Genomic DNA, 23,634 nt, shown 5'->3' on the forward strand with positions numbered 1-23,634 from the left:
ATCCTAAGTCTCGTGGGCTCGGAGATGTGTATAAGAGACAGGCTCACCGTCGTGGAACTTGACGCCCGGCCGGAGCTTGATCGTCATCTCCTTGCCGTCGGCCGAGTTCTCGTAGGACAGCGCGAGTTGCGGAACGATGTTCAGCTTCTCGTCAATGTCGAACAGCTTGTCGCAGAAGGCTGAAAAGACGATGCGGCCGACATAGGTGCGTCCGATTGAAGGATCGAGGATGTCGGGGTCCTCGGCGAGCCCGATGCGAAGTGTCGTCTCGGCACGCGCGCTCGTTCCGCACCAGGTCACGAGGGCCGCCATCAGGACCGCCAAGCGCCAAAATCTCATCGCCAACCCCTTATTCCCTACGCCTTTGTTCCCTGTGAAATAACCCCGGGCCGCCCCGAGGCTTCCGCCGCATTGAACGCCGCCACCAGCTTTTCCAGTGTCGGCGAGAACCCGCCATCGGAGGGCACGATCGCCTCCGCGCCGGGCAGCTCGCCCGTCCGGTGACAGGCCGTTGCATATCCGGTGCCATCTTCGCGCAACTGTGGCACTTCGCTGCGGCAGCGCGCGATCATATAGGGACAGCGGGTATGGAAGCGGCAGCCGGACGGCGGATTGAGCGCGCTCGGCAGCTCGCCCTCCAGCACGATGCGGCTGCGCCTGGCGCGCGGCTTCGGCACCGGGATCGCCGACAGCAGCGCGCGGCTATAGGGATGGCGCGGCGCCGCGAACAGCGCTTGGGCATCGGCGGTCTCGACGATGGTGCCGAGATTCATCACCGCGACGCGATCGGCGATGTGCTTCACCACGGCGAGATCGTGCGAGACGAAGATGTAGGCAAGCTTCAGGCGATCCTGCAGGTCGCGCAGCAAATTCAGGATCTGGGATCGGATCGAGACGTCGAGCGCCGACACCGGCTCGTCGCAGATGATCAGCTTCGGCTCGACTGCGAGCGCGCGGGCAATCGCGATGCGCTGGCGCTGGCCGCCGGAGAATTCGTGCGGATAGCGGCGCGCAAAGCGCGGCTCGAGTCCGACCAGGCGCAACAGCTCCTCGACCCGCGCGCGGCGGTCCGCGGCCGGGACGAGATTATGCAGCGCCAGCGGCTCGGTCAGGATCTGGCTCACCGTCATGCGCGGGTTGAGCGAGGCGTAGGGGTCCTGGAAGATCAGCTGCGCGTCGCGGCGGAAGGCGCGCAGCTGCCCGGCGTTGAGCGTGCCGAGGTCGCGGCCCTCGAAGCGGATCCGTCCGGTGTCCGGCTCGATCAGCCGCAGCACCAGCCGGCTGACGGTGGACTTGCCGCAGCCGGATTCGCCGACCAACGCCAGCGTCTTGCCGGCCTCGACCGTGAAGCTGACGCCGTCGACCGCCTTCACATGGGCGGTCGGCCGGCCGAACAGCGAGCGTTCGGCGACGAAATGCTTCACCAGCCCTTCGACTTCGAGCAGCGCGGTCATGACACCAGCCGCTCGAGCGGCGCGCGGATGCAGCGCGAGGCGTGGGTCGGGCTCAGCAGCGCGAGCGGCGGCGGCGATTGGGTGCAGGCAAGTTCCACGAACGGACAGCGCGCGGCGAAGCGGCACCCGGCGGGCGGGTCGGCCATGTTCGGCACCATGCCCTCGATGGTGGCGAGATGGCTGGTGCGGCGGTCGAGCCGCGGGATCGAGCCGAGCAGTCCGACCGTGTAGGGATGCTGCGGATTGGCAAACAGCTCGTCGACCGGCGCGCGCTCGACGATCTCGCCGGCATACATCACCGCAACCTCGTCGCAGACTTCGGCGACGACGCCGAGATCGTGGGTGATCAGGATGATCGCGGCGCCGCTCGCGGCCTTCAGCTCCCGCATCAGATCAAGGATCTGCGCCTGCAAGGTGACGTCGAGCGCGGTGGTCGGCTCGTCGGCGATCAGAAGCTGCGGATCGCAGGCCAGCGCCATCGCGATCATCACGCGCTGGCGCATGCCGCCGGACAGCTTGTGCGGAAACTCGTCGATGCGCTTCTCGGGCGAGGGAATATGCACGCGGCGCAGCAGCTCGATGGTGCGTTCGCGCGCCGCGCGCCGCGCGCCGCCGCGGTGGCGCAAGATGGTCTCGGTGATCTGGTCGCCGATGGTGAAGCTCGGGTTGAGCGAGGTCATCGGCTCCTGGAAGATCATCGCAAGGCGATTGCCGCGCAGGTCGCGCAGCGTCGTATCAGGCACGTCGAGCAGGTCGAAACCGTCGAAGCGGATCGCGCCGGAGACCGCGGCGGACTGTTTCGGCAACAGCCCCATGATCGCGAGCGAGGTCACGCTCTTGCCGCAGCCGGACTCGCCGACCAGGCCAAGCGTGGCGCCCTTGGCGACGGAAAGATCGACGCTGTCGACGGCATGCGTCATGCGGCCGTCATCGCCCAGGAAGGTGACGCGCAGGCCCTCGATTTCGATCAGCGGGCCTGCCGTCATTCGTGGCTCGTGGTTGCCGCCGCGATGCCGGCGTCGATTGTGGCGCGATCGCTGGTTCCGGCTGGGTTGCCGCGGGTCGGCATGAAGCTCCGGAACGGCACCCAGTGCTCCCGGCTGACGGCTTCCAGCCGCTCAAGCTCGCGCAGGGGATCGGTGTGGTCGTCGACGCGCAGATCGAGCGCCGGCCATTCCTCCGCGCCGTGGATCAGGAGCGCCGCCGATTGCTTGCCGCGCTTGTCGCCGCCGGCCGCTTCGCCGGCGAACATCGCCTTGATCAGCCGTTCCGCGAACGGCAGCGTCTCGTTCTCGGCATAAACGCGCGCGGCCTCGTCGAGCACCGCAGGTCCAGCCAGCATGTTGCCGGCGATCGAGAACCCGTCGCCGGCGATATGGCCGAACCAGTCGATGCAGTCCTTGCCGGAATGCGCCGCGATGCGGCCCCTGGCGTCCATGACATGGACCTGCCGGCTCTCGCGGCCGCTGTCGGGCGCAATCAGCGCCGCGATCACCTCATGCGGGCTGTTGCCGCCGCGTAACAGCGCGAGGCCGTCGATGCCGTAATAGGGATTGACCAGCGCCTGCGTCGCCACCGCGCCGATTGCGGGTGCGATGTGCGGCACCAGCGCGCCGACCGCGAAGAACCGCGTCGCGACGGCGATGCCGAGCTGGCCGGTGGCGCTGTCGCGGGCGATGATCGACCAGGTCATCTCAAACCTTCGTGCTTAGCGGCCTGCGGCGTAACCCTGCATGCCGCGCGGATTGGCGGCAGCCCGGCGGCGGGCGCCGACCTTCGAGGCCGCGGTGAGGCGGCCTTCCGACCAATCCGGACCAATCTCAACCACATGGCCGCGGCGCTTCAATTCGTCGATGGTCGATTTCGGCACGCGGTTTTCCAGCACCAGCACGCCGGGCCGCGAGGTGCGCGGCCAGAACGAGATCGGGAAATGTTCGGAGTGCCAGGCCGGCGCGTCGATCGCCTCCTGCAGATTGAGCCTGGCGTGGACATGGCGCAGGAAGAACTGCGTGATCCACTGGTCCTGCTGGTCGCCGCCCGGCGAACCCCAGGAGAGATACGGTTCGCCGTCGCGCAGCGCCATGGTCGGCGACAGCGTGGTGCGCGGCCGCTTGCCCGGCGCGAGCGAGGCAGGGTGGTTCTCCTCGAGCCAGAACATCTGGGCGCGGCTGCCGAGGCAGAAACCGATCTCGGGAATCACCGGCGAGGACTGCAACCAGCCGCCGGACGGCGTCGCCGAGATCATGTTGCCGGCCTTGTCGATGATGTCGAAATGCACGGTGTCGCCACGCACTTCGCCGAACCGGCCGACGGTCGGCTCGCCCGCGCCCATGGCGCCGACCGCTTCGCGATGCCCTTCGGCGTGTCGCAACTTCACGACGCCGCCAAAACCCTCGACCGAGCCGGGGCGGAAGTCGAGCGAAGCCTTGTCTTTTGAGATCAGCTTGCGCCGTTCGTTGTTATAGGCATCGGACAGCAGCGTCTCGATCGGGATCTCGGTGAATTTCGGATCACCGTAGAACGTCTCGCGATCGGCATAGGCGAGCTTGGCGGCTTCGATCTGCAGATGGATGAAGTCGGGGCCTGCGGGATCGAGCCCGTCGAGCTCGAAACCTTTCAGCAGCGCGAGCTGCTGCAGCATCACCGGACCCTGGCTCCAGACCCCGGCCTTCTGCACGGTGTAACGGCCGTAATCGTAGGTGAGCGGCGCCTCGATGGTCGGTTGCCAGCGCGCCATGTCGTCGGCCGACAGCACGCCGCGATGCGGCGAGCCGGAGACGTCCATCACCTCCTGGGTGCGGCAGAACTTGTCGATCGCCTCGGCGACGAAGCCCTTCGACCAGGCCTGCCGCGCGCGCTCGATCTGCGCCACGCGGTCGCTGCCGGCGCTCTCTGCCTCATCGAGGATGCGTGTGTAAGTTTCCGCGAGCTTCCTGTTGGTGAAGATGGTGCCGGGCTTCGGCACCTCGCCATTTGGCAAATAGACGTCGGCCGATGTGGTCCAGTATTTCCGGAACAGCTGTTCGACGGTCTTGATGGTGGCCGATGCACGCTCGACCAGCGGATAGCCGTCGCGTGCGTAGGCGATCGCGGGCTCCAGCACGTCGCGCAGCTTCATGGTGCCGTAGTCGCGCAGCAGCAGCATCCAGGATTCGAATGTGCCGGGCACGCAGGCCGCAAGCAGGCCGGTGCCGGGCACCATCTCGAGCCCCTCGCTGCGATAATGCGCGATGGTTGCCTTCGCCGGCGCCGGGCCCTGGCCGCAGATCACCTCGCTCTTGCCGCGCTTGACGTCGTGCACGATGATCGGCACGTCGCCGCCGGGGCCGTTCAGATGCGGCTCGACCACCTGTAGCGTGAAGGCGGTGGCCACTCCGGCGTCAAAGGCGTTGCCGCCTTTCTCCAGCGTTGCCATGCCGACCGCGGTGGCGATCCAGTGCGTCGAGGTGACGACGCCGAAGGTGCCTTCGATCTCGGGCCGGGTTGTGAACGGATCGGGGTTGATGTTGCTCATGGCGATTGACCGTTCGTCGGTTTGTTGTTGGGCCTCTTCGGCGGGCGCACTTGATCACAGGCCGGCTGGTATGCCAACCGCTTGGTGGACATGGCCGCTCCCATCCGCGTGATCATGCCGGAACGACGGCGGGACTGTTGACGGCATGGCAGGCGACGCCGTCGATCAGTTTCGGCGTCTTCTGGCGGCAGAGATCGAAGGCGAGGGGACAGCGCGGGTTGAACGAGCAGCCCTGCGGCGGATCGATCGGATTCGGAATCTCGCCCTTCACCGGGATGCGCTGGCGGCCGGACATCGCAAGGTCCGGAACCGCGCCGAGCAGCATCTTCGTGTAGGGCATCCGCGGGTTCTCGAACAATTCTCGACCCTCGGCGATCTCGACGATGCGGCCGAGATACATCACGCCGATCCGGCTCGCCATGTGGCGGACCACCGCGAGATTGTGGCTGATGAAGAGATAGGTGAGGCCGAACTTGTCCTGCAGGTCGCGCATCAGATTGAGGATCTGCGCCTGAACGGAAACGTCGAGCGCCGAGGTCGGCTCGTCGCAGACGATGAACTCGGCTTCCGACGCCAGCGCGCGGGCGATCGCGATGCGCTGGCGCTGGCCGCCGGAAAATTCGTGCGGGAATTTTTGGCCGTCGTCGGGGTGCAGGCCGACCAGCGAGAGCAATTCGCCGACCCGGGCCTTGATGTCGCGCTCGCCCTGGATCAGGTCGAAGGCGCGGATCGGCTCGGCGACGATGGCGGCGACCCGGTAGCGCGGATTGAGGCTCGCATAGGGATCCTGAAAAACCATCTGGATGCGCCGGCGCAAGCGGCGGCGCGCCTGGCCCTGCCGCGGGTCGGTCATCGAGACCCCGTCGATGACGACCTCGCCCGAACTCGGCGGCAGCAGGCCGACCACCATGCGCGCGACGGTGGTCTTGCCGGAGCCGGATTCGCCGACCAGCGCGAAAGTCTCGCCGCGCTTGATGTCGAAAGAGACGCCGTCGACGGCTTTCAGGAATTCGAGATGGCCGCCCTCGATCACGCGGTTGAGCCACGGCTTGGAGACGTCGAAGACGCGGCGCAGGTTCCTGACCTCGATCAATGTCCCGCTCATGCCGCCGTCTCCTTCGCCGGCTCGAACAGGTGGCAGGCGACGGATTGCGTGCCCTGCCGGATCGGCTCGGGGCGTTCGACGTGGCAGCGATCGAAGGCAAACGCGCAGCGCGGATTGAACGGGCAGCCCGGCGGGATCGCCGACAGCCGCGGCATCGAGCCGGGGATCTGCACCAGGCGCTTGTCCTCGCCGGCGAGGGTCGGGATCGCGCCCATCAGGCCCTTGGCATAGGGATGCAGCGGATTGCGCACCACCTCCTGCACCGGGCCGATCTCGGCGATGCGGCCGGAATACATCACCGCCACGCGGTCACAGGTCTCGGCGATCACGCCCATGTCGTGGGTCACCAGCATCACGGCGGTGCCGTGGTCGCGGCCGAGCCGCTTGATCAGCGCGATGATCTGCGCCTGCACGGAGACGTCGAGCGCAGTGGTCGGCTCGTCGGCGATGATCAGTTCGGGCTCGGCGCAGATCGCAAGCGCGATGACGACGCGCTGGCGCATGCCGCCGGAGAATTCGTGCGGGTAACCGTCGATGCGCTTTTCCGGCGCCGGAATGCCGACCTCGGCCAACAGATCGATGGCACGCCTGCGCGCGGCGCTCTCGCTCAGATTGCTGTGGGTGCGAATGGTCTCGATGATCTGGTCGCCGATCCGGTAGAGCGGATTGAGGCTGGTCAGCGGATCCTGGAAGATCATGCCGATCCGCTTGCCCCTGATGCGGCGGATCTCCTCCGGCGGAAGATGGTCGATCCGCGTGCCCGAGAGCTCGATCTCGCCGCCGGAGATGCGGCCGGGCGGATCGATCAGCCCGATCACGGCAAGGCCGGTGACCGATTTGCCGGCGCCGGACTCGCCGACCACGCCGAGCACCTCGCCCTTGGCGATGTCGAACGACACGCCGTTGATGGCGCGCAAGGTCGCACGGCGGGTGACGAATTCCACCTCGAGATTGCGCACGGAAAGAACAGGCTTGGTCATCGGAGCTTCGGATTGAGTGCGTCGCGCAGCCAGTCGCCGAGCAGGTTGATGGAGAGGATCAGGCCGGCCAGCGCAATGCCCGGGAAGGCGACGATCCACCATTCGCCGGCGAACAGATAGTTGTTGCCGATCCGGATCAGGGTGCCGAGCGAGGGCATGGTGTCGGGCATGCCGGCGCCAAGGAACGACAGCGTCGCCTCGGTGATGATCGCGAGCGCGAGGTTGATGGTGGCGATGACGAGGATCGGGCCCATCGTGTTCGGCAGCACGTGCCGCAGCATGATCTTCGGCGCCGGCAGGCCGATCAGCTGCGCCGCGGCCACGTAATCCTTGTTCTTCTCGACCATCACCGAACCGCGCACGGTGCGGGCATATTGCACCCAGAAACTGAGGCCGATCGCGATGATGAGGACGCCGAGCGTGCTCATCTCGTCGAGCCGGTTGCCGAGCAGCGATTTGGCGACGCCGTTGACCAGCAGCGCGATCAGGATCGCGGGGAAGGTGAGCTGCACGTCGGCGATCCGCATGATCACGGTGTCGACCACGCCGCCGAAATAGCCTGCGATCAGCCCGAGGGCGATGCCGAGCGCGCCGGCAAAGACCACGCCGGCCAGGCCGACCGCAAGCGAGATGCGCAGGCCGTAGAGGATCGCCGAGAGCACGTCGCGGCCCTGCTCGTCGGTGCCGAGCAGGAACGGGCTTTGGCCGTCGGCGGTCCACAGCGGCGCGATCCGCGAGTTGATCAGCTGCAGCTGCGCCGGGTCGAACGGGTTCTGCACCGCGAGCCACGACGCGAAGATTGCGAGCAGAAAGAACAGCAGCGTGATCACGGCGGCGACCATCGTCAGCCTGGAGCGACGGAACGAATAGAAGATGTCGCTGTCGAGCGCGCGCCTGAACCAGCCGGCAGGGACCTGGTGGCCTTGGGAACGATGGGGGACGACGGCATCGGACATCGGTCAGCCCCCTCACGCCGCGCGGCCGACGGTCGACCGCAAGCGCGGATCGACCACGGTGTAGAGGATGTCGACCACGAGATTGATGGTGACGAAGATCAGCGAGACCATCAACAGATACGCGGCCATGATCGGGATATCGACATTTTGCACGGCCTGCACGAACAGAAGTCCCATGCCCGGCCATTGGAACACGGTTTCGGTGATGATTGAGAAAGCAATAACCGAGCCAAACTGCAGGCCGGCCACCGTGATCACCGGAACCAGGGTGTTCTTCAACGCATGGCCGAAATGGATTGCGCGCGTGGTCAGGCCGCGGGCGCGGGCGAAGCGGATATAGTCGGTCCGCAACACTTCCAGCATTTCGGCGCGCACCAGCCGCATGATCAGGGTCATCTGGAACAGCCCGAGCGTGATCGCCGGCATGATCAGCGCCTTGAGGCCCGAGACGGTCAGCAGTCCGGTGGTCCACCAGCCGAGCTTCACCACCTCGCCGCGGCCGAAGGAGGGCAGCCAGCCCAGCGTCACCGCGAACAGATAGATCAGGAGAATGCCGATCAGGAAGGTCGGCAGCGAAATGCCGATCAGCGATACCGCCTGGAATAATGTGGCAAGCACGGTGTCGCGGCGCAGCGCCGAATAGACCCCCATCAGGATGCCGGCCACCATCGCGAACAGCGTCGCGCAGATCGAAAGCTCCAGCGTCGCCGGCAGCCGCTCCGCCAGCAGCGAGGAGACCGGCAGGCGGAACTGGTAGGACACGCCGAACTTGAACTGCAGCGCATTGATGAAGTAGCGGCCGAACTGCACCAGCACGGGATCGTCGAGGCCGAGCGAGTGCCGGATTTCAGCGCGCTGCGCGGCCGAGGTGTCGATCGAGACGATCTGGTTCACCGGGTCGCCGGCGAAGCGGAACATCGCGAACGCAATCACGCCCACGGCGAGCATCACGCCGATCGCCTGCAGGAAGCGGCGAAGAGTGAAAGCCAGCATCTCTACCTTTCACTGCCTTTGACATTTGGCGCGCGGCCTTGCGCGGCCGGAAAACGAGCGGTCCCGGAAGCCTGTGCTTCCGGGACCCAATTCGCCAAAGCCACTATTCACCCTGTTTGGTCGCCCAGTAGAGCAGCACCTGGTTGTCCGCGCGCTGGGTCAATTTGACCTTTTTCGACACGCCCCACACCAGCGGTTGCTGATGCAGCGGAATGTAGCCGTAATCCTTGATGACGATGTCGTAGGCTTGCTTGATCAACTGGTCGCGCTTGGCAGTGTCGCCCTCGATCAGGACCTTGTCGGTGAGCGCGTCGACTTCCTTGTTGCAATAGCCACCGAGATTGGCCTCGCCCCGGGTGGCATCCTTCGGATCGTCGCGGCAGCCGAGGATGTCGTGCAGCACGTTGTGCGAGTCGGACGTCGCGGGCGTCCAGCCCAGCATGAAGAACGAGGTCTGGTAGCCGCCGGGCTTCAGCACCTTGGCGAAATACTGCGCCTTCGGCTGCGCCAGCAGGTTTACCTTGACGCCGATGCGGGCCAGCATGCCGACCACCGCCTGGCAGATCGCGGCGTCGTTGACGTAGCGGTCGTTCGGGCAGTCCATCGTGACTTCGAAGCCGTTCGGATAGCCGGCGTCGGCCAGCAGCTTCTTGGCACCATCAGGATCGAGCTTCGGCCGCGTGAATTCCTTCGACAGCGGATAGAGCTCGGGGGCGATCATCAAGGTCGAGGGGGTCGACATGCCGCGCATCACGCGGGTCTTGATCAGATCGACGTCGATGGTCTTGTAGAAAGCTTCGCGGACGCGGATGTCCTTGAACGGATTCTTGCCCTTGATGTTGGAATACAGCAGCTCGTCGCGCGCCGTATCCATGCCGATGAAGATGGTACGGATCTCCGGCGCGGTCATGACGGTGGCGACGCCGCTGGAATTGACCCGCTGGATGTCCTGGAGCGGAACCGGTTCGATCACGTCGACTTCGCCCGAGAGCAGCGCGGCAACGCGGGTGGCGTCGGAGCCGATCGGGGTGAAGATGATCTCCTTGAGATTATGCTCGGGCTTGCGCCAATAGCCGGGAAACGCCTTGAACACGGTCTTCACGCCGGGCTGGTGGCTCTCGATCGTGAAGGGGCCGGTGCCGTTCTCGTGCAGCGCCGCGTAGCTCGGCGTGGTTGCGGAGGCCGGCGTCGGTGCAACCGAGTTGTTCTCCTCGCACCACTTCTTGTCCATGATGTACCAGCTATCCCACTGCGAGATCAGGATGGGATTGGGCGAGTCCAGCGTCACGTCGACGGTGTAGTCGTCGACCTTGCTGAACTTGGCGTCAGCCGGGACGTTGCTGAGGAAGTTGGAGCCCTTGGCGCGGACGCGCTCGGCCGAGAACAGCACGTCGTCGGCGGTGAAGGGATCGCCATTGTGGAATTTCACGCCCTTGCGCAGATGGAAGCGCCATTTGGTCGGGCTCAGCGTCTCCCAGCTTTCCGCCAGGGCCGGAATGATCTTGAGGTCCTTGTCGCGCGCGGTGAGGCCTTCGTAGACGTGGGCGTGGTGCGCGATCGTCGTGGTTTCCTTCAGCGTGTAGGGATCCAGCGACTTCAGCTCGCCCTGGTTGGCGTACTTCAGCGTCTGGGCCGATGCCGGCCAAGCAAAGGCGACGAATGCGACGGCAGCCGCCGCAAAACTCCAACGTACCGACATGTGATCCCGCGTCCCCGTTTTTGTCCGCCGGCTGCTGTGTCCGGCTGGTATTATCGATCCATGTTGCCAGAGTTTACCGGCTGCGCAAGCGCGATTTGCCAAAGGGTTAACCGGTTTGCGCGGGTGCAGCGCAATGAAGCGATTGGAGAGCCGGCGGCCGGCGCGAGCGCGTGACGTTCGACTTTCGGAGTGCCGCTTGTCGCTTCCGGGAATGATCACCGGCGCGCCGCGCTATGCCGGCCGCTTCAGCCAGTTTGGAGCAACCGCTCCAAACGGTTTGGTTGACCATAACGGATGATTGAGGCCGACTGCCCCCCGGGGCAGGTACGGCTCGCTTGCGCAACTCGCCCCGTCGCGGCGATACTATGGCGGGCCAAGGCGCATTTGAGGAGGCGGATATGAAGGTCAACGTCGAGATAGATTGTACGCCCCTCGAAGCGCGGCAGTTCTTCGGCCTGCCGGATGTGGCGCCGATGCAAACCGCCGTCATGGACAAGCTGCAGCAGCAGATGCTGTCGAACATCGAGAAGATTTCGCCGGAATCGCTGATGCAGAGCTGGTTCACCTTCGATCCCAAGCTCGCCGAGCGCTTCCAGGACATGTTCGTGGCGATGGCCGGCTTCGGCGGCGCGAGCAAGAAGAAATAGTGGCCGGCATGGACAGGAGCGTTGATGGGACCGAACGCCGGTTGCGCCCGCCGAGCCTGTTCCTGATGCTGGCGGAGGCGCGCGGCGTGCTCGAGCTCAATTCGAGCCTGCTGCTGTCGCCGTTGCTGATGCGGGCGCCGAGAGGCGACGGTCATCCGGTGCTGGCGCTGCCGGGCTTCCTCGCCAGCGACCTTTCGATGGCGCCGATGCGGCGCTATCTGAAGGAGCTCGGCTATGATGCCTATGCCTGGAACATGGGCCGCAATTTCGGCGGGATTTCCAGCAGGCGGGCTGCGCTGCGCGACCTGCTGAAGCGGGTCCATGAGGCGTCCGGGCGCAAGGTCTCGATCATCGGCTGGAGCCTCGGCGGCGTCTATGCGCGCGACCTGGCGTCGCAGATGCCGGAGCTGGTGCGCTCCATCATCACGCTGGGCAGCCCGTTCGCCGACGACATCCGCGCCACCAATGCGACGCGGCTCTATGAGCTGTTGTCCGGCGAAGGTGTGGGTGACATCCCTGAGATCCGCGCTGCGATCGCCGGCGACATGCCGGTGCCGACAACCTCGATCTATTCCCGCACCGATGGCATCGTGAACTGGCGGACCTCGCGCGTGCGGCCGTCGGCCACCGCCGAGAACATCGAGGTGCATTTCGCCAGCCATATCGGCCTCGGCGTCAATCCCGCGGCGCTGTGGGCGATTGCGGACCGGCTGGCCCAGCCGGAAGGGGAATTCCGGCATTTTGACCGCTCGGGCCCCTTTGCCATTGCCTACGGGCCGGCAGAACAGGCACTATCCTGACCAAACGACCAGAAGCGCCGCCCAAGGCGCCCGCGTAAGTAGGCTCCCGGGAGGAGATCATGAGCGACGCCAAGAAGCTGTCCTCGCTGGACGCATCGTTTCTCTATCTGGAAACGCCGGAAATGCCGATGCATGTCGGCAGCATGGCGATCTTCCGCCTGCCCGACGGCTACAAGGGCGACTTCTTCGAGGAGTTCAAGGCGATGATCGCCTCGCGGCTGCACATCGCGCCGATCCTCAAGGCACGGCTGCAGAAGGCGCCGCTCGACATCGATCATCCGTCCTGGGTCGAGGACGATCAGTTCGACATCGACCGTCACATCTTCCGCGCCAGCCTGCCGGCGCCGCACGATCGCGCGACGCTGGAGCGTATCGTCGGCTGGATGCACGCCAAGCTGTTGAACCGCGCCCGCCCGCTCTGGGAGTTCTACGTCTTCGAGGGCATGAAGGACAACGAGATCGGGCTCTATTCCAAGATGCACCATGCCTGCATCGACGGCGGCGCCGGCGCGGCGCTGACCAGCATGATCTACGACCTGACGCCGGTGCCGCGCGAGATCGAGCCGCCGAGCGCGAAGAAAGTCGCGCAGGAGCCGCGCGACATCGCGGCCAATCTGATCGATGCCTATCAGCAGCTCTGGACCCAGCCGTTCGAGGCTGCCGCCGCCGCGCAGAAGAGCCTGGAGCTGCCGCGTTCCGGCAAGAGCGACCTCGGCTCGATCCTGTTCGACAACGCCATGTTCCAGATCGAAAGCGCGGTGAAGTTCGCCGGCTCGATGCCGACGGTCATGAAGAGCCTGTCCGACGTCGTCGCCAAGGTCGCCGATCCGAGGTCGCGCGAGAGCCTGCAGGCGATGTCCTCGCCGCCGACCATCCTCAACAAGGCGATCTCGTCCGAACGCAGTTTTGCCGGCACCTCGATCTCGTTGTCGCGGGCCAAGGCTCTGGCGAAGGCGTCCGGCGGCAAGCTCAACGACGTCGTGCTGGCGCTCGCCTCCGGCGTGGTGCGGCGCTATCTGATCAGCCAGGGCGCGCTGCCGAACAAGTCGCTGACGGCAGGTGTTCCGATCTCGCTGCGCGAGGAGGGCAATGCCGAATCCAACAACCAGGTGTTCGGCATGATCTGCTCGATCGCGACCGACATCGAGGACCCAAGGAAGCGGCTGGAAACCATCATCGCACAGTCGACCAGGTCCAAGGAGATGTCGCATCCGCTGCGCGCCTTGGTGCCGCAGGTCACCAACATCTCGCTGCTGGGCGCGCCGATCCTGGTGCAGATCCTGGCGCTGCTCTACAGCCGCTCCGACCTCTCCAACGTGCTGCCGCCGGCCACCAACATCACGGTCTCGAACGTGCCGGGGCCGCGGCAGACGCTGTATGCGGCGGGTGCCGAGCTGCTGCACATCTTCCCGGTTTCGATCTCGACCCACGGCGTCGCGCTCAACATCACCGTGCAGAGCTACCGCGATCAGCTCGATTTCGGTTTCATCGTGGGCGCCAACATCATTCCCCACGTGCAGGTGATGTGCGACATGCTGCCGCTCGAGTTCGATGTACTCGAGGCGGCGTTCGCTCCCCCGCCTGCGGACATCAAGGGCGCAGCCGAATAAGGATCCCTGCCGATGATTGAGATGCCACCGCTGCAGTTCGCCGAGACGAACGGCATCCGCATGGGGTTTTATGAAGCAGGCCCCAAGACCGACACGCCGCCGGTTGTGCTGTGCCACGGCTGGCCTGAACTGGCGTTCTCCTGGCGCCACCAGATCAAGGCGCTGGGCGAGGCCGGCATCCGGGTGATTGCGCCGGATCAGCGCGGCTATGGCGCGACCGACCGGCCGGAGCCGGTCGAGGCCTACGACATGGAGCACCTGACCGGCGATCTCGTCGGCCTGCTCGACCATCTCAAGATCGACAAGGCGATCTTCGTCGGTCACGATTGGGGCGGTTTTGTCGTCTGGCAGATGCCGCTCAGGCATCCTGCGCGGGTCGCCGGCGTCGTCGGCGTCAACACGCCGCATTGGGACCGCGCGCCGATGGACCCGGTCGCGCTGTTCCGCCAACGCTTCGGCGATCACATGTACATCGTCCAGTTCCAGGATCCGGGGCGCGAGCCCGACCGCATCTTCGGCAGCCGCGTCGAGCAGACCTTCGACGCCTTCATGCGCAAGCCGGTGCCGCGTCCGGCGGACGCGCCGCCCGAACAGCCGATCGCCGGCGTCGGTGCCTCGGCGCGGCTCAATCTGGCGTTTCCGCAGATGATCGCGAATTACGACGCCAAGCATGATCCGCGCACGCCGATCCTGTCCGCGGACGAGAAAAAGGTGTTCGTCGACACCTTCACCAAGACCGGCTTCACCGGCGGCATCAACTGGTATCGCAATTTCACCCGCAACTGGGAGCGCTCGGCCGGGCTGGACCATCACGTCCGGGTGCCGTCGCTGATGATCATGGCCGAGAACGACGCGGTGCTGCCGCCCTCGGCCGCCGACGGCATGGAGCGGCTGGTGCCGGACCTCGAGAAGTACCTGGTCAAGGACAGCGGCCATTGGACGCAGCAGGAAAAGCCTGACGAAGTCAGCGCGAAGCTGATCGAATGGCGCAGAAAGCGGTTTGGGTGACGACGGGACACCAACGCCGTCATTGCGAGCGAAGCGAAGCAATCCATCGGTCCGCATACGAGGATGTATGGATTGCTTCGTCGCTTCGCTCCTCGCAATGACGAATAGGTGACAGGGGGCAATCTCGACATGGCGTCCGGCAACAGACTGAGTCCGATTCCGCATCCGCCGACGAAGCCGGTGGTCGGCAACATGCTGTCGCTGGACTCGACCGCGCCGGTGCAGCATCTCGTCAAGCTCTCCAAGGAGCTCGGACCGATCTTCTGGCTCGACATGATGGGCGCGCCGCTCGTGATCGTGTCCGGTCACGATCTGGTCGACGAGCTCTCCGACGAGAAGCGCTTCGACAAGGCGGTGCGCGGCTCGCTGCGCCGGGTGCGCGCGGTCGGCGGCGACGGCCTGTTCACCGCCGACACCAGGGAGCCGAACTGGAGCAAGGCGCACAACATCCTGATGCAGCCGTTCGGCAACCGCGCCATGCAATCGTACCACCCGAGCATGGTCGACATCGCCGAGCAGCTGGTCAAGAAATGGGAGCGCCTCAACGCCGACGAGGAGATCGAGGTCGTCCACGACATGACGGCGCTCACCCTCGACACCATCGGCCTCTGCGGCTTCGACTACCGCTTCAACTCGTTCTACCGCCGCGACTACCACCCGTTCGTGGAATCGCTGGTGCGCTCGCTCGAAACCATCATGATGACCCGCGGCCTGCCGCTCGAGGGTCTGTGGATGCAGAAGCGGCGCAAGACGCTGGCCGACGACGTCGCCTTCATGAACAAGATGGTCGACGAGATCATCGCCGAGCGGCGCGGCAACACCGCCGCGACCGACGACAAGAAGGACATGCTGGCGGCGATGATGACCGGCGTCGACCGCGCCACCGGCGAGCAGCTCGACGACGTCAACATCCGCTACCAGATCAACACCTTCCTGATCGCCGGCCACGAGACCACCAGCGGCCTGTTGTCGTGCACGATCTACGCGCTGCTGAAGCACCCGGAGGTGCTGAAGAAGGCCTATGAGGAGGTCGATCGCGTCCTTGGTCCCGACGTCAACGCGCGGCCGACCTATCAGCAGGTGACGCAGCTCACCTACATCACGCAATGTTTGAAGGAGGCGCTGCGGCTGTGGCCGCCGGCGCCGGCCTACGGCATCGCGCCTTTGGCCGATGAGATGATCGGCGGCAAGTACAAGCTGAAGAAGAACACCTTCATCACCATCCTGGTGATGGCGCTGCACCGCGATCCCAGCGTCTGGGGCCCGAACCCCGACGTGTTCGATCCCGAGAATTTCAGCCGCGAGGCGGAGGCCAAGCGCCCGATCAATGCCTGGAAGCCGTTCGGCAACGGCCAGCGCGCCTGCATCGGCCGCGGCTTTGCCATGCACGAGGCGGCGCTGGCGATCGGGATGATCCTGCAACGCTTCAAGCTGATCGACGTGCATCGCTATCAGATGCATCTGAAGGAGACGCTGACCGTCAAGCCGGATGGCTTCAGGATCAAGGTGCGGCCGCGCGACGACAAGGACCGCGGCGCGTTCGCCGGCGGCACGGGCGCGGTTGCGGCCGCGCCGAAGGCACCGCGCGCGCCGGCCACGCGCCCGGGCCACAACACGCCGATGCTGGTGCTGTACGGCTCCAATCTCGGCTCGGCCGAAGAACTGGCGACCCGCATGGCGGATCTGTCGGAGATCAACGGCTTCGCGACGCGGTTGGGTCCGCTGGACGACTATGTCGGCAAGCTGCCGGAGGAGGGCGGCGTGCTGATCATCTGCGCCTCCTACAACGGCGCGGCGCCCGACAACGCCACGCAGTTCGTCAAATGGCTCGATAGCGACCTGCCGAAGGATGCCTTCGCCAAGGTGCGCTACGCGGTGTTCGGTTGCGGCAACAGCGATTGGGCGGCGACCTACCAGTCGGTGCCGCGTTTCATCGACGAGCAGCTCACCAAGCATGGCGCACGCGCGGTCTATCCGCGCGGCGAGGGCGATGCGCGCAGCGATCTCGACGGCCAGTTCCAGAAATGGTTCCCGGAGGCGGCCAAGGTCGCGACCAAGGAATTCGGCATCGACTGGAATTTCACCCGCACCGCCGAGGACGAGCCGCTCTATGCGATCGAGCCGGTGGCGCAGGGCGCGGTCAACACCATCGTGACGCAGGGCGGCGCGGTGCCGATGAAGGTGCTCGCCAACAGCGAGCTGCAGACCAAGGCAGGCGCCAATCCGTCGGAGCGTTCGACCCGGCATATCGAGGTCGAGCTGCCGGCCAGTCTGAAATACCGTGTCGGCGATCATCTTAGCGTGGTGCCGCGCAACGACCCGACATTGGTCGATTCCGTTGCGCGCCGCTTCGGCTTCCTGCCGGCCGACCAGATCCGCCTGCAGGTCTCGGAAGGCCGCCGCGCGCAATTGCCGGTCGGCAATGCGGTGTCGGTCGGGCGGCTGCTCACCGAGTTCGTCGAGCTGCAGCAGGTCGCGACCCGCAAGCAGATCCAGATCATGGCCGAGCACACCCGCTGCCCGGTGACCAAGCCGAAGCTGATGGCCTATGTCGGGGACGACGATGCCTCGGCCGCGCGCTATCGCACCGACGTCTTGGCGAAGCGCAAATCGGTGTTTGACCTGCTCGAGGAATATCCGGCCTGCGAGCTGCCGTTCCACCTCTACCTCGAAATGCTGTCGCTGCTGGCGCCGCGCTATTATTCGATCTCGTCGTCTCCGGCCGGCGAGGCGCAGCGCTGCAGCGTCACCGTGGGCGTGGTGGAGGCGCCGGCAAGTTCCGGCCGCGGCATCTACAAGGGCATCTGCTCGAACTATCTGGCGCGCCGCCGCGCCGGCGACACCGTCCACGCCACCATCAAGGAGACCAAGGCCGGCTTCCGCCTGCCCGATGACAATGCCGTGCCGATCATCATGATCGGGCCGGGCACCGGGCTCGCACCGTTCCGCGGCTTCCTGCAGGAGCGCGCCGCGCGCAGGGCGCAGGGCGCGACGCTGGGGCCGGCGATGCTGTTCTTCGGCTGCCGGCACCCCGAGCAGGACTTCATCTATGCGGATGAGCTGAAGGCGTTCGCAGCCGACGGCATCAGTGAACTCCACACCGCCTTCTCGCGCGCCGACGGGCCGAAGACCTATGTGCAGCACCTCCTCGCCGCGCAGAAGGACCGGGTCTGGGAGCTGATCCAGAAGGGCGCGATCGTCTATGTCTGCGGCGACGGCGGCAGGATGGAGCCCGACGTCAAGGCGACCTTGATGTCGATCTATCGCGAGCGCACCGGTGTCGACACTGACGCCGCCGCGCGCTGGATCGAGGAAATGGGCACCAGGAACCGCTACGTGCTCGACGTCTGGGCAGGCGGGTAGGCTTGCGGCCTGGGATGACCGTGATGCATCCCCATCGTCGTCCCTGCGAAAGCAGGGACCCATAACCACAGGGTTGTGTTGTTGAAGCAAGCCGTGGCCGCAGTGTCGCGCAACAATCGCCTTCGGTGGTTATGGGTCCCTGCTCCCGTGCGCAATTGCGCACTAGGCAGGGACGACACGGAGTTTGTTGTGCCATTCGTGAGTCACTATTTCGCATTCTCCGGACGCGAGCTTCGCCCGCCCTGACGCCCATGCTAGAAACCGCCGCATGATTCCTTGGGAAAAGATCGATACCACGCGCGTTCCCGGCACCGAGGGTGAATTGCGTCTGATGCGGCGAGGCCGCGAATTCTCGATCATGCTCGGCACCAACGAGCTGATGAACAGCCGCCTGTCGGGCTCGGAAGAGGCGCTGGCGACGCTTGCCGCGAAGAAGATCGAGAAGCTCGCACGGCCGCATTTTCTGATCGGCGGCCTCGGCATGGGCTTTACGCTGCGGGCCGCACTCGCCGTGCTCGGGCCCGAGGCGCAGATCACGGTGGCCGAACTGGTGCCGGCTGTCGTTGCCTGGGCGCGAGGCCCGATGGCGGAGATCTTCGGCGACAGCCTGAACGATCCGCGCGTGAGCATCCGGGAGGAGGATGTTGCCAGCGTGATCGAACGCCAACCGCTCAGCTTCGATGCCATCCTGCTTGACGTCGATAACGGGCCCGAAGGCCTGACCCGCAAGGCCAATGACGCGCTGTATGATGTCTCCGGGCTCAAGATCGCACACACGGCTTTGCGGCGCGGCGGCGTGCTCGCCGTCTGGTCGTCCGGTCCGAATGCCAAGTTCCCGAAATCGCTGTCCCGGGCCGGGTTCGCGGTCAACGAAATTGCCGTCCGCGCCACCGGCCGGGGTCGCGGTGTCCGCCACGTGATCTGGATCGCGGTCAAGGAATAGCCGGCGTCCCGGCGCGCGCGCCAGCCCGATCATGCCAGTGGCCGAGCACAAGCCGTCACGATGCTTCAGAACATCGTGTTGCTATTCGCCGGATTTTCCGGAACGGGCTGCACCACGTCCCAATGCTCGACGATCTTGCCGTCCTCGAGCTTGAAGATGTCGATGATCGCGTTGCCGCGGGTGCCGGGCTCGCGCACGGCGTGGACGTGCAGGATCACGTAGTCGCCGTCGACGAATGAGCGCTTGATCTCGCTGTGCGAGTTCGGAAACTTCTCGCGCAGGAAGCCGATGAACTTGCGAAAGCCCTCCGGGCCGTCGGCCGCGCCGGGATTGTGCTGCACATAGCGGTTGCCGACATAGGCGAGCGCTGCGTCGGCGTCCTTCTGGTTCAGCCCCTTCTCGTAGAACGCCAGCACCGCCTTGCGGTTGGCCTCCTGCTGCGCCTCGCCGGCGGCCGCCATTGCCGATGAAGACGCCAGCGCGAGGAGGAGAGCGGCGACGGCTGTCCGTGGCCGGAGAAAGGTCTTCATCTGGTGACTCCCGGTGGCTGATGGTGCGCGACCCGCGCGATGCATCGCGCTGTCTACCGCCTCCGCGCAGGCGCCGGAAGAACGCACTCCTGGCTCACATGGTTACCGGAAGATACCTGCCTCACGCCGCCTTCGCCGCCGCGCCATGCGCGTGCTTGTCGATGGCGTCGATGATCTGCGGCCACATCGGAATCGGCAGGGCGTGGCCCATGCCCTCGATCATCACGAGCTTCGCGCCCGGGATCGAGACCGCGGTGTCCTTGCCGCCTTCGGGATGCACCAGCGGATCGATGGTGCCGTGGATCACCAGCGTCGGCGCCTTGACGCCGCGCAGGCGCTCCTTGCGGCTGCCGGAGGCGAGGATGGCGCGGAGCTGGCGGCCGACGCCCTCCGGATTGAGGCCGCGCTCATAGGTGCGCCGCGCGCGTTCGGGATCGAGCGCCTCGTCCTCGGGGAACGAGCCGTTGCGCAGCACCTTCCAGGTCTGCCCGAAGCGGACGAAATACTCCTCCTTGCTCTTCGGCGGTGGCGCCATCAGCACCGCGGTCGCCTCGCGGGTCGGCCCCGGGATCTTTGGGTTGCCCGTGGTCGACATGATCGAGGTCAGCGAGCGCACGCGCTCGGGGAAGGTGATGGCAACCTCCTGCGCGATCATGCCGCCCATCGAGGCCCCGACCAGATGCGCGGTGCGGATGCCGAGCGCATCCATCAGCCCGATCGTGTCCCTCGCCATGTCGGCCAGCTTGTAGGGCGCTGCGACCGGGATCTTCAGGAAGCGGAGCTTGAGCAGTTCGAGCGCGGTCAGCCGCTTGCCGCCGCTCAGGCGGGAGGATTTGCCGATATCCCGGTTGTCGAATCGGATGACGCGAAAACCGCGCGCGGCGAGCTGGCGGCAGAACTCGTCGTCCCAATGGATCATCTGGGCGCCGAGGCCCATGATCAGGAGCAGCGGCTCGGCATTCGCATCGCCAAAAATCTCGTAGCAGATGTCGATGCCATTGGCGCGGATGATCTGCGGCGGCTGATGGGCGAGCGTGGTCACGGGCGTCCCCTGCTGGTGTCGCGGTCAGGAACCTCTATGCCACGGATTGACGCAGCGCAGAAGAGCCTCGGCGTCGCTGGTCGCGCCGCACTGTTGACCGATCAGCGGCAACGGTGTCGTATGGCACAAACAAGTGGAAGCGCGGCAAGCGCTCGAAATTGGTGTGGAGGAGCGCCGCATGGCCGACAAGGGCAACGACCCTGCCGTGATCTGGCAGACGATGATTGGCGAGATGGAGAAGGGGTTCAACTCCTTCGGCAACCAGCTCATGACCTCGCCGGAATTTTCCAAGGCGATGAACCAGGCCGGCGGCGTCGCGGCCGGCGCGCAGAAGCAGCTTGGCGAGCTGATGGAGAAATATCTGCTGGCGATGAACCTGCCGAGCCGCGCCCAGCTCGTCGGCATGGCCGAGCGCCTGCAATCGATGGAGAACCAGCTCAACGAGATCAAGACGCTGCTGCAGCAGGTGCACCACAATTCGCTGGCGCCGGACGACGGCCACGGCGCAACGCCTCGGCCACCGCGCACCAAGCAGCCGCCAGCGGAGGGAGGCAGCAAATGAATGCTCCCACCCCTTTTGATTTCGCCTCGATCTCCGAGCGGGTGCAGTCCGAGGTGCAGCGCGCGATCCAGCGCAGCATCAAGGGCGTCGAGTATTTCTCGAGCTCCGGCCCGTCGCTCGGCTCGACGCCGAAGGACGTGCTGTATTCGCGCGGCACCATGAACCTCTATCACTACCGGCCGCTGGCCGACGAAGTCTATCGCGTGCCCGTGCTGATCGTGATGGCGACCACCAACCGCGGCTACATCCTCGACCTGGTGCCGGGGCAGAGCTTCATCGAGTTCCTGCTCAAGCGCGGCTTCGACGTCTACATGCTGGACTGGACTGCGCCGAAGCCCGAGGAGAAATCGCTGCGCATGGAGGATTACGTCCTCGACTTCATTCCGGAATCGGTCCGCCGCGTGCAGCAGGATTCCGGCGAAAAGGACGTCTCGGTGATCGGCTATTGCTTCGGCGGCGTGCTGTCGCTGCTCTATGGCTCGATCTTCAGCGACGGGCCCATGAAGAACCTGATCTGCTTCACCACGCCGATCGATTTCCGCGAGATGAAGCTGTTCTCGAATTTCGCCGACCGCCGCTATTTCGACGTCGACCGCCTGATCGACAGCACCGGCAACATGCCGCCCGAACTGATCCTGCAATCGTTCGACATGTTGCGGCCGGCCGCGCGTGTCGTCGGCCAGATCCAGCTCTGGGACAACATCTGGAACGACGAGTTCGTCAAGTCGTACCGGATGTTCGATCGCTGGGCGACCGACACGTTGCCGCTCGCGGGCGAATATTTCCGCGCCATCACCAAGGACCTGATGTGGGACAACAAGCTCTACAACGACACCATGACCGTCGGCGGCCGCGAGGCCAAGCTTGCCGACATCAAGGTGCCGATCCTGCACGCGGTCGCCGAGCACGACCACATCGTGCCGTATGATGCGGCAAAACATCTGATCACCAAGATCGGCTCCGAGGACAAGGAGGAGGTGATGCTGAAAGGCGGTCACGTCTCGCTGGTCGCCGGCGCCAACGCAATCAAGCGGCTGTGGCCGAAACTGGACTCCTGGCTGGGCAAGAGATCGACCTAAGAAGGGTCGACTTGAGAGAGATCGACATGACCGAACAACGTTCCTATCCGCGCCGCGTCAAGACCGAAGCGGGCGACATCGAGTTTCGCCTGATGATTCGGGACCACGAGGCCGCGGTGCTGGCTTTCGCGCAGAAGCTGCCGACGCATGATCTCTTGTTCCTGCCGCGCAATATCAGCCAGCCGAAGGTGCTGTCGGCCTGGATCAACGAGATCGAGCGCGGCGACATCACGAGCCTGCTCGCGATCAAGGACGGCAAGGTGGTCGGTTGCGGCACCCTGGTGCGTGATCCGCACTCCTGGTCGCCGCATGTCGGCGAGATCCGGATGGTGGTGTCGCTCGACGTGCGCGGGCAGGGCGTCGGCCGGGCATTGTCGCAGGAGACCTTCGCCATCGCGCTCGGCGCCGGGCTGGAGAAGTTCTCGGTGCAGATGACCGTTGACCAGCGGGCGGCGATCGCCTTGTTCGAAAGCCTCGGCTTCAAGGCTGAGGCCCTGCTGCGCGACCATGTCCGCGACGTCGAGGGCAAGACCCACGACATCGTCGTGCTGGGGCACAATGTGGCGCAGGTCCGGGCCCAAATGGAGGCGTACGGGGTGTCCGACGCGGTCAGTGGTAATTAGAAACCGTTTTCTGCTGGTTCTCTAGGCAATCTGCCGGATCTTCGTGCTATTCACAGGTTCGTGATATCGCGCCGCAACATCTATGTTGCGACGCACCATGAGGTGTGTCATAACACCGTTGCCCCGGGCCAAACCGGACGGGGTGAGCCCATAGCTCAAACCTGAGGATGGAGAGACCCCAATGACCACCGAAACCAATTCCGTGCTGAACAGCGTCAAGGAAGCCTTCGCGCCCGTCACCGAGGCGTTCACCAAGCTTCAGAACCTGGAAGTTCCGGAAGCTGCCCGTGAGTTCGTGAAGAAGCAGGCCGAGGCCGCCAAGACCCGCGCTGCCGATGCCTATGCCGGCTCGGAGAAGGTGACCAACGTGATCGAGTCCGCTGTTGCCGGTTCGGTGACCGAAGCCGCCAAGATCAGCCGCAACATCCAGCAGGCGATCTACCAGGACGCCGAGGCGTTCTTCGCCGGCATCGACAAGCTCGCGTCCGCCAAGTCGCTGAGCGAAGCCGCCCAGATCCAGTCGGAGCTGGCCCGTGCGCGTGGCGAACTGTTCGTCTCGCGGGCGAAGGCCACCACCGAGTATCTCGGCAAGCTCGTCACCGATGGTGCGAAGACCGCGCAGGACAACTTCGCCAAGGTCTACGGCAAGACCGCCTGATCGCGCTTGCACTGACCGACTGCCCTTTTCGAAGGCCCGCCATTTGCGGGCCTTCTTTTTTGGCGGTG

Annotated in this window: 21 protein-coding genes and 1 pseudogene; 10 read left to right on the forward strand and 12 right to left on the reverse strand. The window is 65.3% G+C overall.

Annotated elements, in window-relative coordinates:
* Positions 1-36: 36 nt before the first annotated feature.
* The 10 genes and pseudogenes from PMN64_RS28720 to PMN64_RS28765 all read right to left on the reverse strand — a co-directional run.
* Positions 37-339 (reverse strand): annotated as a pseudogene (locus tag PMN64_RS28720) (ABC transporter substrate-binding protein); the annotation flags it as partial.
* 17 nt (positions 340-356) lie between these two features.
* Entirely contained in the window at positions 357-1,454 is a 1,098-nt protein-coding gene (locus tag PMN64_RS28725) for an ABC transporter ATP-binding protein (protein ID WP_411783088.1), read from the reverse strand.
* Positions 1,451-2,440: an ABC transporter ATP-binding protein gene (locus PMN64_RS28730; protein WP_411783089.1), complete on the reverse strand. Its 990-nt coding sequence runs from the start codon at positions 2,438-2,440 to the stop codon at positions 1,451-1,453. Before PMN64_RS28730 ends, PMN64_RS28725 begins: the two co-directional genes overlap by 4 nt.
* On the reverse strand, positions 2,437-3,147 hold the full coding sequence (locus PMN64_RS28735; RefSeq protein WP_411783090.1) for a DUF1028 domain-containing protein: 711 nt from the start codon (positions 3,145-3,147) through the stop codon (positions 2,437-2,439). The genes PMN64_RS28730 and PMN64_RS28735 overlap by 4 nt, the downstream gene beginning before the upstream one ends.
* Positions 3,148-3,162: 15 nt before the next feature.
* Positions 3,163-4,968, reverse strand: coding sequence for a gamma-glutamyltransferase family protein (locus PMN64_RS28740; protein ID WP_411783091.1), 1,806 nt, complete (start codon positions 4,966-4,968; stop codon positions 3,163-3,165).
* Between the two features lie 112 nt (positions 4,969-5,080).
* Positions 5,081-6,073: an ABC transporter ATP-binding protein gene (locus PMN64_RS28745; RefSeq protein ID WP_411783092.1), complete on the reverse strand. Its 993-nt coding sequence runs from the start codon at positions 6,071-6,073 to the stop codon at positions 5,081-5,083.
* Complete coding sequence (locus PMN64_RS28750; RefSeq protein ID WP_225160752.1) at positions 6,070-7,053, reverse strand: ABC transporter ATP-binding protein; 984 nt, start codon at positions 7,051-7,053, stop codon at positions 6,070-6,072. The genes PMN64_RS28745 and PMN64_RS28750 overlap by 4 nt, the downstream gene beginning before the upstream one ends.
* Positions 7,050-8,009: an ABC transporter permease gene (locus PMN64_RS28755; RefSeq protein ID WP_411783093.1), complete on the reverse strand. Its 960-nt coding sequence runs from the start codon at positions 8,007-8,009 to the stop codon at positions 7,050-7,052. Before PMN64_RS28755 ends, PMN64_RS28750 begins: the two co-directional genes overlap by 4 nt.
* 12 nt (positions 8,010-8,021) lie before the next feature.
* Positions 8,022-9,002 carry an ABC transporter permease gene (locus PMN64_RS28760; RefSeq protein WP_411783094.1) on the reverse strand — a complete coding sequence of 327 codons (981 nt, stop codon included), beginning with the start codon at positions 9,000-9,002 and terminating at the stop codon, positions 8,022-8,024.
* A gap of 103 nt (positions 9,003-9,105) precedes the next feature.
* A complete protein-coding gene (locus tag PMN64_RS28765) occupies positions 9,106-10,701 on the reverse strand; it encodes an ABC transporter substrate-binding protein (RefSeq protein ID WP_411783095.1) in 1,596 nt (531 codons plus the stop codon).
* 398 nt (positions 10,702-11,099) lie between these two features.
* On the opposite strand from PMN64_RS28765, the gene PMN64_RS28770 reads away from it, so the two are divergent.
* From PMN64_RS28770 to PMN64_RS28795, 6 genes are all read left to right on the forward strand, one after another.
* Positions 11,100-11,348, forward strand: a complete 249-nt coding sequence (locus PMN64_RS28770; RefSeq protein ID WP_018270495.1) for a DUF6489 family protein — start codon at positions 11,100-11,102, stop codon at positions 11,346-11,348.
* Positions 11,349-11,356: 8 nt separating this feature from the next.
* Positions 11,357-12,148 carry an esterase/lipase family protein gene (locus PMN64_RS28775; protein ID WP_411783096.1) on the forward strand — a complete coding sequence of 264 codons (792 nt, stop codon included), beginning with the start codon at positions 11,357-11,359 and terminating at the stop codon, positions 12,146-12,148.
* A gap of 59 nt (positions 12,149-12,207) precedes the next feature.
* The gene (locus tag PMN64_RS28780) at positions 12,208-13,758 is read left to right on the forward strand and encodes a WS/DGAT/MGAT family O-acyltransferase (RefSeq protein ID WP_028338799.1); all 1,551 of its coding nucleotides are present in this window, start codon (positions 12,208-12,210) and stop codon (positions 13,756-13,758) included.
* Between the two features lie 12 nt (positions 13,759-13,770).
* Complete coding sequence (locus PMN64_RS28785) at positions 13,771-14,766, forward strand: alpha/beta fold hydrolase (protein ID WP_411783097.1); 996 nt, start codon at positions 13,771-13,773, stop codon at positions 14,764-14,766.
* Positions 14,767-14,895: 129 nt separating this feature from the next.
* Positions 14,896-18,129, forward strand: coding sequence for a bifunctional cytochrome P450/NADPH--P450 reductase (locus tag PMN64_RS28790; RefSeq protein ID WP_411783107.1), 3,234 nt, complete (start codon positions 14,896-14,898; stop codon positions 18,127-18,129).
* Between the two features lie 268 nt (positions 18,130-18,397).
* A complete protein-coding gene (locus PMN64_RS28795) occupies positions 18,398-19,072 on the forward strand; it encodes a spermidine synthase (RefSeq protein ID WP_411783098.1) in 675 nt (224 codons plus the stop codon).
* Positions 19,073-19,137: 65 nt separating this feature from the next.
* Here the strand turns inward: PMN64_RS28795 and PMN64_RS28800 are convergent, their stop codons facing one another.
* Both PMN64_RS28800 and PMN64_RS28805 read right to left on the reverse strand, forming a co-directional pair.
* The gene (locus PMN64_RS28800; RefSeq protein WP_375764580.1) at positions 19,138-19,533 is read right to left on the reverse strand and encodes a nuclear transport factor 2 family protein; all 396 of its coding nucleotides are present in this window, start codon (positions 19,531-19,533) and stop codon (positions 19,138-19,140) included.
* A 190-nt stretch (positions 19,534-19,723) separates the two neighbouring features.
* Positions 19,724-20,644 (reverse strand): alpha/beta fold hydrolase, encoded by a 921-nt coding sequence (locus PMN64_RS28805; RefSeq protein WP_028331820.1) that lies wholly within the window; start codon positions 20,642-20,644, stop codon positions 19,724-19,726.
* Between the two features lie 178 nt (positions 20,645-20,822).
* Between PMN64_RS28805 and PMN64_RS28810 the strand changes: the two genes are divergently transcribed.
* The 4 genes from PMN64_RS28810 (at position 20,823) to PMN64_RS28825 (ending at position 23,566) form a co-directional block, all read left to right on the forward strand.
* The gene (locus PMN64_RS28810; protein WP_028338794.1) at positions 20,823-21,206 is read left to right on the forward strand and encodes a hypothetical protein; all 384 of its coding nucleotides are present in this window, start codon (positions 20,823-20,825) and stop codon (positions 21,204-21,206) included.
* Positions 21,203-22,285: a PHA/PHB synthase family protein gene (locus PMN64_RS28815; RefSeq protein WP_411783099.1), complete on the forward strand. Its 1,083-nt coding sequence runs from the start codon at positions 21,203-21,205 to the stop codon at positions 22,283-22,285. The genes PMN64_RS28810 and PMN64_RS28815 overlap by 4 nt, the downstream gene beginning before the upstream one ends.
* A 26-nt stretch (positions 22,286-22,311) precedes the next feature.
* Positions 22,312-22,908: a GNAT family N-acetyltransferase gene (locus PMN64_RS28820; RefSeq protein WP_038383826.1), complete on the forward strand. Its 597-nt coding sequence runs from the start codon at positions 22,312-22,314 to the stop codon at positions 22,906-22,908.
* Between the two features lie 181 nt (positions 22,909-23,089).
* A complete protein-coding gene (locus PMN64_RS28825; RefSeq protein WP_028331816.1) occupies positions 23,090-23,566 on the forward strand; it encodes a phasin in 477 nt (158 codons plus the stop codon).
* The last annotated feature ends 68 nt before the right edge of the window (positions 23,567-23,634 follow it).

The organism is Bradyrhizobium sp. UFLA01-814 (assembly GCF_046718885.1).
In the GTDB taxonomy this organism is placed as follows: domain Bacteria; phylum Pseudomonadota; class Alphaproteobacteria; order Rhizobiales; family Xanthobacteraceae; genus Bradyrhizobium; species Bradyrhizobium elkanii.

Bases quoted from the DNA above. Each gene is read 5' to 3' on its own strand.
- PMN64_RS28780 (WP_028338799.1), top strand. From the start codon at position 12,208: ATGAGCGACGCCAAGAAGCTGTCCTCGCTGGACGCATCGTTTCTCTAT.
- PMN64_RS28755 (WP_411783093.1), bottom strand. From the start codon at position 8,009: ATGTCCGATGCCGTCGTCCCCCATCGTTCCCAAGGCCACCAGGTCCCT.
- PMN64_RS28730 (WP_411783089.1), bottom strand. From the start codon at position 2,440: ATGACGGCAGGCCCGCTGATCGAAATCGAGGGCCTGCGCGTCACCTTC.
- PMN64_RS28770 (WP_018270495.1), top strand. From the start codon at position 11,100: ATGAAGGTCAACGTCGAGATAGATTGTACGCCCCTCGAAGCGCGGCAG.
- PMN64_RS28765 (WP_411783095.1), bottom strand. From the start codon at position 10,701: ATGTCGGTACGTTGGAGTTTTGCGGCGGCTGCCGTCGCATTCGTCGCC.
- PMN64_RS28820 (WP_038383826.1), top strand. From the start codon at position 22,312: ATGACCGAACAACGTTCCTATCCGCGCCGCGTCAAGACCGAAGCGGGC.
- PMN64_RS28725 (WP_411783088.1), bottom strand. From the start codon at position 1,454: ATGACCGCGCTGCTCGAAGTCGAAGGGCTGGTGAAGCATTTCGTCGCC.
- PMN64_RS28815 (WP_411783099.1), top strand. From the start codon at position 21,203: ATGAATGCTCCCACCCCTTTTGATTTCGCCTCGATCTCCGAGCGGGTG.
- PMN64_RS28825 (WP_028331816.1), top strand. From the start codon at position 23,090: ATGACCACCGAAACCAATTCCGTGCTGAACAGCGTCAAGGAAGCCTTC.
- PMN64_RS28760 (WP_411783094.1), bottom strand. From the start codon at position 9,002: ATGCTGGCTTTCACTCTTCGCCGCTTCCTGCAGGCGATCGGCGTGATG.
- PMN64_RS28735 (WP_411783090.1), bottom strand. From the start codon at position 3,147: ATGACCTGGTCGATCATCGCCCGCGACAGCGCCACCGGCCAGCTCGGC.
- PMN64_RS28745 (WP_411783092.1), bottom strand. From the start codon at position 6,073: ATGAGCGGGACATTGATCGAGGTCAGGAACCTGCGCCGCGTCTTCGAC.
- PMN64_RS28785 (WP_411783097.1), top strand. From the start codon at position 13,771: ATGATTGAGATGCCACCGCTGCAGTTCGCCGAGACGAACGGCATCCGC.
- PMN64_RS28750 (WP_225160752.1), bottom strand. From the start codon at position 7,053: ATGACCAAGCCTGTTCTTTCCGTGCGCAATCTCGAGGTGGAATTCGTC.
- PMN64_RS28800 (WP_375764580.1), bottom strand. From the start codon at position 19,533: ATGGCGGCCGCCGGCGAGGCGCAGCAGGAGGCCAACCGCAAGGCGGTG.
- PMN64_RS28795 (WP_411783098.1), top strand. From the start codon at position 18,398: ATGATTCCTTGGGAAAAGATCGATACCACGCGCGTTCCCGGCACCGAG.
- PMN64_RS28740 (WP_411783091.1), bottom strand. From the start codon at position 4,968: ATGAGCAACATCAACCCCGATCCGTTCACAACCCGGCCCGAGATCGAA.
- PMN64_RS28790 (WP_411783107.1), top strand. From the start codon at position 14,896: ATGGCGTCCGGCAACAGACTGAGTCCGATTCCGCATCCGCCGACGAAG.
- PMN64_RS28775 (WP_411783096.1), top strand. From the start codon at position 11,357: ATGGACAGGAGCGTTGATGGGACCGAACGCCGGTTGCGCCCGCCGAGC.
- PMN64_RS28810 (WP_028338794.1), top strand. From the start codon at position 20,823: ATGGCCGACAAGGGCAACGACCCTGCCGTGATCTGGCAGACGATGATT.